The organism is Actinoplanes xinjiangensis (genome assembly GCF_003148685.1).
GTDB lineage: Bacteria > Actinomycetota > Actinomycetes > Mycobacteriales > Micromonosporaceae > Actinoplanes > Actinoplanes xinjiangensis.
The window spans coordinates 20,974-34,694 of sequence record NZ_QGGR01000050.1 but is presented as its reverse complement, the minus strand read 5'-3'; the positions used below and the strand labels follow the sequence as shown (position 1 = coordinate 34,694).

Sequence of the window (13,721 nt, the reverse complement as noted above, 5' to 3'; positions counted from 1 at the left end):
CTCCCGGCTCCCGGCTCCCGGCTCCCGGCTCCCGGCTCCCGGCTCCCGGCTCCCGGCTCCCGGCTCCCGGCTCCCGGCTCCCGGCTCCCGGCTCCGACGATGGGAGCACACGATCCCGGATCGTGCGACTCCATCCGCGATATAGCGATGGTCAGCGATCACGAACCGGCTAGCGTGCGACCTCACCCACGCCATCACGAAGATCAGCGACCACGATCGGGCAACGTGTGATCCCATCTCCGCTGCAGAGCCGCAGCAACGCCTGACGCACACGAACCCTACGTGCGACGCCATCCACGCTGCGAGGGCGCCACAACAACGTCTGGCGCACACGAACCGGCCAACGTGCGACGCCATCCACGCTGCAAGGGCGCCACAACAACGTCTGGCGCACACCAATCGGGCAACGTGCGACGCCATCCACGCTGGCGGGGCGGGCGTGGCTCGTGCGGCTGGCGGCGCGCGGCGGTGTTGTCCACAGGGCGGGTCGTTGCTGTCCACAGGGTCCGGCGACGGCTGCGGGGAACCGGGATGCTGGGGCGATGCCCGCTTTCACGCCCGACCCGGACACGCCTCTCGCCACGTTGCTCCGCTTTCAGCACGGCGTCATCTCCTGGCGTCAGGCACGACGGCACCTCAGCGAGAGCGCCGTCCACCATCGCGTCGTGTCGGGTCGCTGGCGACGGATGCATCTCGGGGTCTACCTGACATACAGCGGTCCGGTGACCCGCATCCAGCGCTGGTGGATCGCGTCCCTCGCCGTCGGTAACGGCCGCCCGGCGCTGCTGGCCGGTCCCACGGCGCTGCGGCTGCACGGGTTGCGCGTTCCGGAGGTGACCCAGCCGGTCCACCTGCTCCTTCCCGCTCATCTGACCGACCGGGATCCGCCACCGGGAGTGGTGGTTCACCGGACCAGGCGGCTTTCCCGCGAGGACGCCTGCCTCGACATGTCGCCGCCGTGCACGACTGCCGCCCGTTCGCTTGTCGACGCGGCGCAATGGGCCTTCGACGACGCTGCCGCGATCTCGATGGTCGCGGCCACGTTCCAGCAGCGCCTGGTGACGCTGGATCAGGTGCGCACCGTGCTCGGCGCGTCCCGCAGGGTGCGGCGCCGTTCGGTGATCGAGGCGGCGGTCGCTGATGCGGGCGGCGGTTCGGAGTCGGCGTACGAGATCGAGTTCGTCCGTCTCTGCCGGCTGGCCGGCCTCCCGGCGCCGTCACGTCAGGCGGTGCGCCGTGATCGCTCCGGCCGGAACCGTTATCGCGATGTCTTCTTCGATCCGTGGCAGGTGCAGGTGGAGATCGACGGCTCGCAGCACATGGAGGCCCGGGGGTGGTTCGCCGACATGCGCTCGGGCAACGAGATCGCCATCAGCGGAGTGCGGCTGCTGCGTTTCCCGGGCTGGGCCGTGCGCCACCGTCCCGACGAGGTGATCGCCGATGTGCGGGCCGCCCTGGAGGCAGCCGGCTGGCGCGGAGGCTCGCCGGCGACTCCATCACGCCGAGCCGCCTGACACTGAGAGTGGCATGGCCGACGGCTTCCCGCCAGCACAGCCGCGACCCGGCACGCCCGTGCCACGCCACATGCACGCCACGCCAAGGCACCCCACGGCACGGCGCGGCACGGGGCGGGGCGGGGCGGTGTGTGACCAGGTCGCCGATTGCGTGCACCCGCTCACCCTGGACCGGAATCGGTCATTTCGCCCTAGGGGGTGAATCGTGGGCGGAGGTGGGTGGAATGGGTTTACCTTCGCGAGAGAAACGGGTATCCGGCTGGCGTCGCTGATCTCCGGAGGACAACCTTGGCCGAGCCACACATCACCCTCGACCCGCAAACACTCAATCCGGTCGAGCAGAAGCTGCGTGGGCCCCTTGAGGAGCAGCTCAGCTCCGCGCTTCAGGCCGCGACCGTCAAGGTCGAGCAGCACTATGCCGGGGAGACCGTCGAGCAGGTCACCTCGATGCTCCTGGAGCAGGCCAGAGCCGGTCTGCATCCGGACATCGCCGCCGGTTTCAACCCCGACCACGAGCAACTGCGCCACGTGGCCGAGGTCATCGTGACCCGCGCCCACTGACCGGACGGGGCGGTGCTGCCGCCGCCGGCACGACTACCGGCGGACGACAGCACCGCAACGTGACCGGCGGTCAGGGGGCCGGCAGGCCCCTTCAGGTGGACCGGGGTGACCTGAGGTTGAAGACCAGGTCGATGACCAGGGCGGTCCAGCCGGTCTGGTGCCAGGCGCCGAGCCCGGCCCCGTTGTCGCCGTTGAAGTATTCGGGGAAGGCGATCAGGTCCTTCCAGTCCGGGTGGGTCTGGAACAGGTCGGTCGCGCCGTAGATGGGCCGCCGCCCGGTCTCCGGGTCGGGTACGAACAGGCCGATCAGCCGGCGGGACAGGTCGTCGGCGATCTCGGTGAGCCCGGCCTTGGACTGCGATCCGGTCGGGTACTCGGCTTTCAGGTCGGCGCCGTAGAACTCGGCGTACTCGCGGAGTGCCTGGATGAGCAGATAGTTGACCGGCATCCAGACCGGGCCGCGCCAGTTGGAGTTGCCGCCGAACAGGCCGCTGGTGCTCTCGGCCGGCTCGTAGCCGACGGTGAAGTCGGAGCCGCCGAGCGAGACGGTGAACGGTTTCTCCAGGTGGGCCCGGGAGAGGGTGCGCAGGCCGTACGGTGAAAGGAACTCCTCCGGGTCCAGCAGCCGCGCCAGGATCCGCAGCAGTTGGTCCTGGCCGACCATGCTGAGGAGGCGCTGCTGGCGGCGGTCGGCGCCGCCGAGGCGCCGCGCACTGATGACGTCGCCGAATTCGCCCTGGTGGTGGAGCATCCACCGGACCCGGGCGTTGATCTCGGGGAGGCGGTTGAGAGTTTCCGACGTGAGCCGGGTGGTCGCGGCGAGCGGCAGCAGGCCGACGATGGAGCGCGCCTTGAGCGGCACCTTGTGGCCGTCGGGCAGGCGCAGCACGTCGTAGAAGAAGCTGTCCTCCTCGTCCCACAGCCCCTGCCGGTAGGCGGCCTCCGCGATGTACGTGAAGTGCTCGAAGAACTTGGTGGCCATGTCCTCGTAGGCCCGGTCGTGCAGGGCGAGGATGATCGCCATGTCGAGCAGGTTGAGCGCGTACATGGCCATCCAGCCGGTGCCGTCGGACTGTTCGAGTACACCGGCGACGGGCAGTGCCGCGGACCGGTCGAACGGGCCGACGTTGTCGAGTCCGAGGAAGCCGCCCTCGAACACGTTGTTGCCGCCGACGTCCTTGCGGTTGACCCACCAGGTGAAGTTGAGCAGCAGCTTGTGCATGATCCGGGACAGGAAGTCGAAGTCACGGCCGCCGTCGATGCGGAACACCTGCAGTGCCGCCCAGGCGTGCACCGGTGGGTTGACGTCGGAGAACGACCACTCGTACGCCGGGATCTGGCCGTTGGGGTGCATGTACCACTCGCGGAGCAGCAGCAGGAGCTGGGATTTCGCGAAGCCGGGGTCGACGCGCGCGATGCTGACGCAGTGGAAGGCGAGGTCCCACGCGGCGTACCAGGGGTACTCCCACGGGTCGGGCATGCTGATGACGTCGAAACTGTTCATGTGCCGCCAGCCGTTGTTGCGCCCGTAGCGCCGGCCCGGTGGCGGCGGCGCGTTGCCCGGGTCGCCGCGCAGCCACTGTTTCACGTCGAAGTGGTAGAACTGCTTGCCCCACATGAGACCGGCGACGGCCTGCCGGGCGACGGACTTCTCCTCGTCGGTGGCCGCTTCCGGCAGCACCTCGGCGAAGAAGTCGTCGGCTTCGGCGCTGCGCGCGGCCATCACCTGCGCCCAGCCGTCCCCCAGGTCCGCGGGCGGCAACGGGCGGTCACTCTGGGTGAGACGGAGCCGGAGGGTACGGGTCTCGCCCGCCCCCATCCACAGTCGGTAGTGCAGCGCCCCCTTGGTGCCGACCCCGCCGGGGTTGACCGTCGGCGTGCGGTGGATCAGGTGGTCGTTGATGCCGTCCTTCGGGTACGGGCTACGCCCGGGCAGCCCCCACAGGCGCTGGGCGTTCGTCTCGTTGTCGCACATCAGCGCGACCGGCGCGCCCTGTCCGTCGAGGGTGATGTGGCCGAGCGACCGGTGCTGTCCGTCCAGGCGCCCGGGGGTGCCGGTCATCGTCGGCGCCTGCCGGTTGGGCAGCCCCCACGACCAGGTGTTGCGGAACCACAGGGTGGGCAGCACGTGCAGGACCGCCGGGTCGGGACCGCGGTTGCTGACGGTGATGGCGATGCAGACGTCGGTGGGCCCGGCCTTGGCGTAGTCGACGGTGACCGCCCAGAACCGGTCGGCGTCGAAGATGCCGGTGTCGACCAGCTCGTACTCCGCCTCGTTGCGGGAGCGGGCACCGTTGACCCGGACCAGCTGGTCGTACGGGAACGCGGCCTGCGGATAGTGGTAACGCCAGCGCATCCACGAGTGGGTGGGCGTGGAGTCCTGATACCACCAGTAGTCCTTGGCGTCCTCGCCGTGGTTGCCGCCGTCGCCGCCGAGGCCGAACATCCGTTCCTTGAGGATCGGGTCCTTGCCGTTCCACAGGGCCAGCGCGAAGGCGAACGTCTGACGGTCGTCGCAGAGGCCGGCCATGCCGTCCTCGTTCCAGCGGTACGCCCGGGAGCGCGCGTGGTCGTGCGGGAAGTAGTCCCACGCCGTGCCGTGCTCGCTGTAGTCCTCCCGGACCGTGCCCCAGGCGCGCTCGGCGAGGTACGGACCCCACGCCCGCCAAGGCTGCTCACCGGAATCGGCCTGCGCCAGGCGTACGCGCTCCGACACGTCCGTTCTCACCCCCACTAACCGAAATCCCGGAGTCGATCACACTGAGACTGTCACGCTGATGTGTCAAGTGTGTAAGGCTCCGCGCGATTAGGGGTTCTTCCGTGCCTACGGCCCACCCGATCACTTTCGGCCCTCAGCTCTGCGCCCGCCTCAACGAGGGCGCCACACGGGAGTGGTTGGTACCCGATGGACTCGGGGGCTATGCCATGGGAACGGTCAGCGGCTTGCGGACCCGCCGCTATCACGGCCTGCTGGTGGTGGCCGGAGACACACCAGCGTCCCGCAACCTGGGACTCGTGTCCCTCGATCCGGTCGTCACGCTGCCGTCCGGCGCGGTGGTGCGGCTCGGCGTGCACGAGTGGGCGGACGGCGCGATCGCCCCGGCCGGACATCGGCTGCTGGCCGGCTTCGCCCTGATCGACGGGGTGCCCCGGTGGCGGTGGCGGCTCGGCGGGGTGGTGATCGAGCGGGAGATCGCCGCCGTGCACGGCCGGCCGGCGATCGCGATCGTGCACCGGCTCATCGCCGGCGGCCCGGTCCGGCTCACCCTGGAGGCCCTCTGCACCTGGCGGGACGTACACGGCGAACGGACGGCGGCCGGCCCGCCGCCGGCGGTCGCCGCGACGGCCGACGGCTGTGTCGTCGAGAAGGCCTACCGGATCAGCGGGCCCGGCTTCACCCCGGGCGGCGAGTGGTTCCGCGACGTCCGTCACCGCGCGGAGGACGAGCGGGGCCTCACCCCGACAGAGGATCTCTGGTACGCGGGAAGCTTCCACGCCGAACTACGCGCTCCCGGGGAGGTCGCCGAGGTGTCGGCGTGGGCGGGCGATCCGGACGATCCGCCGCCGCCGGCCGGACGGGCCGTGGCCGCCGCCCGGGACCGGAACCGGGCGGTCGTCGCGGCCGCCGCACCCGCCGACGCGACACAGGCGACACTGGCGCTGGCCGCCGACGCGTTCGTGGTGAACACCCGCAACGGACCGGACGTGGTGGCCGGCTACCCCTGGTTCGGGGCGTGGTCACGGGACACGATGATCAGCTACGAGGGGCTGTTCCTCGCCACGAACCGGGCCGGTGAAGGGCGGGAGCTGCTGCGCGCCTACGCCGGCACCCTCTCCGAGGGGATGCTCGCGAACACCGCGGACACCGGCGGCGTCGAGTACAACACCGTCGACGGCACCCTGTGGTTCCTGCACGCGATCGGGCGGCACGTGACGGTCACCGGCGACGACGACCTGGCCGCCGAGCTCCTGCCGCTGCTACGGGACGTGGTCACCCACCACCTGTCCGGTACGCGGTACGGGATCCGTACCGACCCGGCCGACGGGCTGCTCCGGGCCGGCGCTCCCGGGCACGCGCTGACCTGGATGGACGCCCGCGTCGACGGGGTACCGGTGACCGCCCGCGCCGGCAAGCCGGTCGAGGTGAACGCGCTCTGGATCAACGGGCTGGCGACCGTGCTGGACCTGTCCGCCCGTACCGGGATCCCGCCCGGACCGGCCGAACGCGCCTGCCCACAGGCCCGCGAGGGGTTCAGCCGGCGCTATCCGGCGCCCGGCGGCCTGCTGCACGACGTCGTCGGCGGGGACGGCTCCGACCCGGTGCTGCGCCCTAACCAACTGCTCGCCTGGTCGCTGCCGTACGCCCCGGCCCACCCGGACCGCGCCGCCCTCGACCGGCTCGGTGCCGTGCTGCTCACCCCACTCGGGCCGCGCAGCCTGGCACCCGGTGAACGCGGTTACGCGGGACGGCACCGTGGCACACCGGCCGAGCGGGACACGGCGTACCACACCGGGACGGTCTGGCCGTGGCTGACCGGGCCGTGGGTGACCGCTCTGCACCGGGCCGGCGCGAGCGGCGCGGACCTCCTCGCCGATGTCGAGGCCCACCTGTCCGAACACGGCCTCGGTTCGATCTCCGAGACCGCCGACGGCGACCCGCCGCACCGGGCCACCGGATGCCCGTTCCAGGCCTGGTCGGTGGCCGAACATCTGCGCGCCCGGCGGCTGTGACGCCATGGTGCAACCCCACGATGCCGGTTCCGCACCCGCAAGGCACCCCGGCTGTCGCATGCTCGGCTGGTGCGACGAGACCGGTGGACCATGATCGCCTGGCTGGGTGTGCTGGCGATCAGCATCGTGCTGCGGGTCGTCCTGGAAGCCCAGGAGTTCCCCTACCTCGTTGCCGTGGCGCCCTACATGCTGATCAGCTTCGCCACCCCGGTCGCCATCCTGGTCGGCACGCTCCGGCACCGGCCACCGCACCGGGCCGGATGGTTCCTGCTGGTCGCCGCACAGGTCTTCTACGCCGCCGCCGACACCGTGACGGTGGTGGACGAACTGTTCTCCGGCGAGTTCCTCGAACCCACCCCGGCGGACCTGCTGTACTTCGCCTACTACCTGCTCATCGCGGCGGCGGTGCTGCTCTTCATCCGCCGGCGGAGCCCCGGCTGGGACATCCCCAGCATGATCGACGCCCTCATCGTCGCGGTCAGCGCCGGGCTGATCACCTGGGTGTTCGTGCTCCAGCCGCTCACCTCGGACTCCGAACTGCCGTTGAACGCGAAACTGACCCAGTCGGCGTACCCGGTCCTCGATCTGATGCTGTTGATCCTCGCGGTCCGGCTGGCGATGGGCACCGGCACCCGCGGCACCGTTCTCTACCTGCTGCTCGGCAGCCTCGTCCTGATGCTCAGCGTCGACACGGTCTACCTGGTGCAGAACATCCTCGACGGCGGCGGGGTGTCCGAGGCGTACCTGGACGCCATCTGGATGGCCTCGCTCGGCCTGCTCGGCGCCGCCGCGCTGCATCGCGGGGTGCGGACCTTCGACCTGCGCAGCGAGCACGTCGTGCTTGACGCCTCACCGGCCCGGCTGGCGGTGCTGGCCGTCGCCGTGCTGATGGCGCCGGGCGTACAGGCACTGGTCTGGCTGCTGGACTGGCCGCTCAACATCCCCCTGATCAGCGGCAGCTGTGCCGTCATGTTCGGCCTGGTGATGACCAGGATGGCCGGCCTGGTCGCGGTGCAGCGCCGGGCCGCGGTGACGGACGCGCTCACCGGTCTGCGCACCCGCCGCTACTTCACCGACGCGCTGAGCCTGGAATGCCGCCGCGCCGGACGGACCGGCCACGGCGTGGGTCTGCTCGTCATCGACGTCGACCACTTCAAACGCATCAACGACGGGTACGGCCACCCGGCCGGCGACCAGGTCCTGCGCGAGGTGTCCCACCGCCTCGCCGCCGCGACCCGGGCCGGCGCCGTGGTGGCCCGCTACGGCGGCGAGGAGTTCGTCGTCCTCGCCCCGCACACCGGCCCCGAGGACCTGCTGGCCCTCGCCGAACGTCTGCGCTCCGCGGTCGCCGACCTCCCCATCGCCGTCGACGACGAACTGCTCGGCGTCACGGTCTCGATCGGTGCGGCCGCCGAGACGCACCCCGAACCGGACGCCCTGCTGCGCACCGCCGACGAGGCGCTCTACGCCGCCAAGGCCGCCGGCCGCAACCGCTCCGTCCTCGTCACCCCCAGCCCCACAGCCACCGCCGCCTGAGCCCAGCCGACCGCCGCGGTCGTGCCGTCGCCTGTTCGCTCGCCGGAGTCCCGCCAGGCAAGGGTCACCCGGCAGGGCCAACCGGCAATGGCTCCCGCCCGGTGAAGGCCGCCTGGCAGAAGCTCCCCGCCCGGCAAGGGCACCCGGTCAAGGCCCCCGGACCCGACGGCCGGGCGGTCAGCCGGCGAGCCAGCCGGGGCGGATGAGGCCGGCCTCGTAGGCGTAGACGACCAGTTGGGCCCGATCGCGGGCACCGAGTTTGATCATCGTGCGGCTGACGTGGGTTTTGGCGGTGGCGGGGCTGATCACCAGGCGGGCGGCGATCTCGTCGTTGGACAGGCCTTCGGCGACCAGGACCAGCACTTCACGTTCCCGGTCGGTGAGCTGGCCGAGGTCGCGGGGCGGCTCGGGCTGCCGCCCGTGCGCGAAGGCCGCGGCCGCGAACGAGCCGATCACCCGGCGGGTCACACTCGGTGACAGAAGTCCGTCCCCGGCGGCGACGGCCCGCACCCCGCGCAGCAGATCCACCGGCTCGGTGTCCTTCACCAGGAACCCGGAGGCTCCGGTCCGTAAGGCCTCGAAAACATACTCGTCCAGCTCGAACGTGGTCAGGATGACCACCCGGGTGGCAGCCAGTTCCGGGTCGGCGGCGATCCGCCGGGTGGCCTCCAGTCCGTCCACCCCGGGCATGCGGATGTCCATCAGCACGACATCCGGGCGGGTGGCCCGAACCACCTCGACCGCCCGCAGACCGTCCGCCGCCTCACCGACCACCTCGATCCCCGGCTCCGCATCGAGCAGCGCCCGGAACCCGGCCCGAACCAGAGCCTGGTCGTCCGCCAACACCACCGAGATCATCCCGTCTCCCCCGTCTGCCCCGTTTCCAGCCCAACACTTGCACCCGGCGCCCCGGCCACCGGCGCAGAGGGGACGGCCGGCGCAGGCGTGAAGCCGGGCGCAGGTCCCCGGACCGCCGCGGCATCAGACACAGACGCAGAACCAGACGCCGACAGGAGCGCGGAAGCAGGCGCGGCGGGCGGGGCCGGTGGGATGGGGAGGACCGCGGTCACCTGGTAGCCGCTGGTCTCGCCGTGGAGTGGGCCGGCGGTGAAGGAGCCACCCAGGCTTTCGGCGCGGGCACGCATGCCGGCCAGGCCGCTGGAGCCCTCCGGTGGTGGGGACCAGGAGTTGCCGACCTCGCTGGGGACGCCGGTGTTCGTTATGGACAGCAGCAGGGCGGCCGGGGTGTGCCGGATCTCGACGGAGGCGGTCGGGTCGGGGCCGGCGTGTCTGCGGACGTTCGTCAGGGACTCCTGGACTATCCGGTAGGCGGCGCGGTCGACCTCGGCGGGCAGGGCCCGCGGCTCACCGAGGATCGTCGTGTGGACCGGGAAACCGGCGTCGGCGGTCAGGTCGGTCAGGCGGCTCAGGCCCAGCGCCGGCTGGCGGGGGGCGGCCTCGCCCTCGGTCCGTAGGACGCCCAGCACCGAGCGGACCTCGCGCAGCGCCTCCGCACTGGCCGTCTTGATCGCGGACAGAGCCTCGCGGGCCTGCTCCGGGCGGTTGTCCATCAGGTGCAGTCCCACTCCGGCCTGCACGTTGATCAGGGACAGGTGGTGGCCGAGGACGTCGTGCAGCTCCTGTGCCATCCGCAGTCGCTCCTCCGAGGCCTGGCGGCGTTTCTGCTCGGCGGCGGCCCGCTCCTGCTCCTCGCGCGCCCGGGCCAGGGCGGCCAGTTGCTCGTGGCGCACCTTCGACACCGTGCCGGTCAGCACCGACGCCCCGAGCCCGACGCCCGCGAGGAGCATCTCCCGCATGCTGGGCGAAACGGCGCCGGGCAGGCCGAGCGGGCCGGCCAGGGCCACGGTGAGCAGCACGTAGAGCAGCCAGGCGCCGGCCGCGCCGATCGCCGCCTCGATCCGTCGGCCCTGTTTGGCCAGGGCGAACAGGGCCAGGGCGGGGGCCACCGCATACATCCAGTACGGCTCGGCACGGGTCGCGAACGCTAGCGACGCGACCGCCGTGATCACGAAGACGGCGAGCGGGGCCCGGCGTTTCCAGAAGAGCGCCATGGGCCCGGCGAGCAGTAGCAGGTAATAGAGCACCGGAGAGGCGAGGTGGACACCACCGCGCTCGGCGAGGCTGTTCGCCCCGGCGAGGTGGAAGATCGAGGCGGCGATCACCGCGCCCGGCGGCCAGCCGGTGTGCCCGCCACGCCGGGAGCGCCGCCACGGCGGACCGGACGCCACCGCCGCCTCCGGCCCGGCACAGGAGCCCGGATCGTCCCGCCGCCACGGCGGCCCGCCATGCCACGGCAGACCGCCGCCCCACGAACGACCATCGCGCCACGAACCGCCATGCCGAGGCAGACCGTCACGCCACGAACCGCCACGCCCAGGCAGACCGTCACGCCACGAAGCGCCACGCCAGGGCGCGCGCTCCCGCCGCGAACCGGAACGCCGTGTCAGCCCGGCATGCCACCAGGTGGACAGCCAGGACGGCCCGCCCCGGCTGCCGGGCCCTGCCGGCGAGCCGGGTGCCCGGTCACGGCCCACCTGCCTCATGAGCTGAACCTACGTCAGCGGGACCGCCCGGTCATCGCCCCCTGGTCGGGCATTCCGCGTACGACCACGGGATCACACCGGCGGACCCCGGTACGCCTCCGGGCGTACCCGGAAGATCGAGAACGGCGCGGACTGCGCCCCGGAGATGCCTCCCCGGGCCGACGCGCGCGGCCGCCGGGCGGCCGATGGTTGAGGGGTGACCGAGAGACCCGGCGAAGGAGAAACCATGTATACCCAGGGACCTGCCCGGCTACGGACGTCCGACGCGGAGCGGGAGGAGACCGCCGAGATCCTGCGGGCCGCCATGGCCGAGGGCCGGCTCGATCTGACCGAGGGCGAGGAGCGGCTGGCCGGCGTGTATGCCGCGAAGTTCCGCGACGAGCTGGCGCCGCTCACCGCGGACCTGCCGTTCGGAGGCCGCCGGGCGCTGGCCCGCACACCGGCGGCGCGGGCCGCGACGCGCCGGTCGCTGAGCCGTCACACCAGTCTCATCCTGATCATCGCGGGTGTCCTGACCGGAGTGTGGCTGCTGTCCGGAGCCGACTTCTTCTGGCCGGTGATTCCGCTGACGTTCCTGGTGGTCGGCCTGTTCAAGCACGCGCGGTACGGCCGTTGGCGCCCCGAGTACACGTTCGGCCACCACCACCGGCACTGACCGTCCGCTGTCGGGTGGCCGACCCCACGTGCGACGCGCCGATCCAGTCGTTGATCTTCTTCGTTCCCTCTGCCACAGTGGCCGAGTTTTGTTCGGGGAGGGACAACGCAGATGATGGGTCCGTCGCACGCGCTATCAGGCGCGGCCGCCTGGCTGGCAGGCAGTTGGGCGCTCGATCAGTTCGCCAACGTGAGCCAGACGCCGCTGGAGGTGGCGGTCGGCACGGCGATCTGTGCGGGCGGCGCGCTCCTGCCCGATCTGGACATGTCCGGCAAGGTCACCCGTAACCAGGGTGGCGCCACCGTGGCGCGTACGTTCGGTGTCGCGTCGCTGTTCGTGGCCGAGGTGGTGGAGAAGTTCTCCCTCGGTGTCTACACGGCGACGAAGCTGAAGCGGGATCCGCGCCGGGACAACGGGCACCGCACGTTCACGCACACGCTGCCGTTCTGCGGCCTGCTCGCGTGGGGCACGACCGCCCTGGCCGACAACTACGGGTACTGGGCGGTCATCGGCATCGTCTTCTTCATGAGCGGCCTGGCGCTGCGCGGTCTGTTCGACGACTGGGCGGAGCGGGCCGGCTGGGTCATCGTGACCCTGGCGTCGGGGGCGATCGCCTGGTTCACCGCCGCCAATCTGCCGAGCGACCGCGGCTATCCACTGCTGGGGCTGGCGGTCGGGGTCGGCTGTTTCGTGCACATCCTCGGCGACATGATCACCAAGAACGGTGTGCCGATCCTCTGGCCCATCCCGGTGCGGCGCCGCATGTGGATGATGGTCGGCATTCCGAACAGCATGGCCGTGAAGGTCGGCGGCAAGGTCGAGGTGGTGATCCTGCGCACCGCCTTCACGGTGATCTCACTGCTGTCGATCGGCGGCCTGTTCGTCCCGGGCGTGCTGGAGCGCTTCAATCTGGACGTCTGGGCCAGCAAGTAGGTCAGGGCTTCAGGACGACCTTGATGCAGCCGTCGGTCTTCTGCTTGAACATCTCGTAGGCGTCCGGTGCCTGCTCCAGCGGCACCCGGTGGGTGACCAGGTCGTCGACGCCGAGCGGGTCGCCGGAGCCGGTCAGCAGCGGCATCAGGTCGTCCACCCAGCGCTTCACGTGGGCCTGGCCCATGCGCAGGGTCACGCCCTTGTCGAACAGGTCCATCATCGGGAACGGGTCGGCGTTGCCGCCGTACACCCCGATGATGGAGATCGTGCCGGCCCGCCGGACCGCGTCGAACGCCGTCCGCAGGGCCGCCATCCGGTCCACGCCGAACGCCTCGGTCGCCTTCCGGGCGATCGGGTCGGGCAGCATGCCGGCCGCCTTCATCGCGGCCGACTGGAGCGGGGAGCCGTGCGCCTCCATGCCGACGGCCTCGATCACCCCGTCGGCGCCGCGGCCGCCGGTGAGTTCCCGGACCGCTTCCGCGACGTCGTCGACCGTACCCATGTCGAGGGTTTCGATGCCGTTGCGCGCCGCCATCGCGAGGCGCTCCGGCACGCTGTCCACACCGATCACCCGCGCCGCGCCCAGGTGCCGGGCGATGCGGGCGGACATCTGCCCGATCGGGCCCAGCCCGGTGACCAGGACCGTGTCGCCGGGTTCGACGTCGGCGTACTTCGCCGCCTGCCAGGACGTGGTGAGAACGTCGGACAGGAACAGGAAACGCTCGTCGGGGTGGCCGTCCGGCACCTTGATCGGGCCGAAATGAGCCTGCGGGACCCGCAGGTACTCGGCCTGGCCGCCGGGGACCTGGCCGTACAGTTTGGTGTAGCCGAACAGCGACGCACCGGTGCCCTGGGACCGGGTCTGGGTGGTCTCGCACTGTGCGAAGAATCCGCGCGAACACATCCAGCAGTGCCCGCAGGAGATGTTGAACGGGATCACCACGCGGTCGCCGGGCCGGATGTGCGTGACCTCGGGCCCGACCTCCTCGACGATGCCCATCGGTTCGTGGCCGAGCACGTCGCCCTTGTCGAGATACATCCCGAGGACGTCGTAGAGGTGCAGGTCGGAGCCGCAGATCGCGGTCGATGTGATCCGGACGATCGCATCCGTCGGCTCTTGGATCTTCGGGTCGGGAACGGTGTCCACGGAAACCTTGCCGGTGCCCTGCCAGGTCAGTGCTCGCATGACCTTCGGCTTGCCCGCTGGCACCCGTTCCAATCTCCACC

Annotated in this window: 10 protein-coding genes; 6 read left to right on the top strand and 4 right to left on the bottom strand. The window is 71.3% G+C overall.

The genetic code is table 11. The features are described 5' to 3' along the window. Positions 1-542 precede the first annotated feature (542 nt). Both BC793_RS46985 and BC793_RS46980 read left to right on the top strand, forming a co-directional pair. Positions 543-1,514, top strand: a complete 972-nt coding sequence (locus BC793_RS46985; protein WP_239170690.1) for a type IV toxin-antitoxin system AbiEi family antitoxin domain-containing protein — start codon at positions 543-545, stop codon at positions 1,512-1,514. A gap of 288 nt (positions 1,515-1,802) precedes the next feature. Further along, the gene (locus tag BC793_RS46980) at positions 1,803-2,075 is read left to right on the top strand and encodes a hypothetical protein (RefSeq protein ID WP_109603152.1); all 273 of its coding nucleotides are present in this window, start codon (positions 1,803-1,805) and stop codon (positions 2,073-2,075) included. A 91-nt stretch (positions 2,076-2,166) separates the two neighbouring features. Here the strand turns inward: BC793_RS46980 and BC793_RS46975 are convergent, their stop codons facing one another. Continuing rightward, positions 2,167-4,803: an MGH1-like glycoside hydrolase domain-containing protein gene (locus BC793_RS46975; protein ID WP_109603151.1), complete on the bottom strand. Its 2,637-nt coding sequence runs from the start codon at positions 4,801-4,803 to the stop codon at positions 2,167-2,169. Between the two features lie 197 nt (positions 4,804-5,000). Here BC793_RS46975 and BC793_RS46970 point away from each other — a divergent pair, with 197 nt between their 5' ends. Beyond that, the gene (locus BC793_RS46970) at positions 5,001-6,806 is read left to right on the top strand and encodes an amylo-alpha-1,6-glucosidase (protein WP_239170689.1); all 1,806 of its coding nucleotides are present in this window, start codon (positions 5,001-5,003) and stop codon (positions 6,804-6,806) included. A 69-nt stretch (positions 6,807-6,875) separates the two neighbouring features. Further along, entirely contained in the window at positions 6,876-8,342 is a 1,467-nt protein-coding gene (locus tag BC793_RS46965) for a GGDEF domain-containing protein (protein ID WP_239170688.1), read from the top strand. 177 nt (positions 8,343-8,519) lie between these two features. Here BC793_RS46965 and BC793_RS46960 read toward each other — a convergent pair whose 3' ends face one another. Together BC793_RS46960 and BC793_RS46955 are read right to left on the bottom strand one after the other, a co-directional pair. After that, a complete protein-coding gene (locus BC793_RS46960) occupies positions 8,520-9,200 on the bottom strand; it encodes a response regulator (protein ID WP_109603148.1) in 681 nt (226 codons plus the stop codon). Continuing rightward, on the bottom strand, positions 9,197-10,591 hold the full coding sequence (locus BC793_RS46955) for a sensor histidine kinase (RefSeq protein WP_146246776.1): 1,395 nt from the start codon (positions 10,589-10,591) through the stop codon (positions 9,197-9,199). The genes BC793_RS46960 and BC793_RS46955 overlap by 4 nt, the downstream gene beginning before the upstream one ends. Before the next feature lie 541 nt (positions 10,592-11,132). On the opposite strand from BC793_RS46955, the gene BC793_RS46950 reads away from it, so the two are divergent. Then, on the top strand, positions 11,133-11,561 hold the full coding sequence (locus tag BC793_RS46950) for a DUF1707 SHOCT-like domain-containing protein (protein ID WP_109603146.1): 429 nt from the start codon (positions 11,133-11,135) through the stop codon (positions 11,559-11,561). Positions 11,562-11,672: 111 nt separating this feature from the next. Continuing rightward, entirely contained in the window at positions 11,673-12,494 is an 822-nt protein-coding gene (locus BC793_RS46945) for a metal-dependent hydrolase (protein ID WP_109603145.1), read from the top strand. 1 nt (position 12,495) lies between these two features. Here BC793_RS46945 and BC793_RS46940 read toward each other — a convergent pair whose 3' ends face one another. Continuing rightward, entirely contained in the window at positions 12,496-13,680 is a 1,185-nt protein-coding gene (locus BC793_RS46940; protein ID WP_109603144.1) for a zinc-dependent alcohol dehydrogenase, read from the bottom strand. Positions 13,681-13,721: the final 41 nt, after the last annotated feature.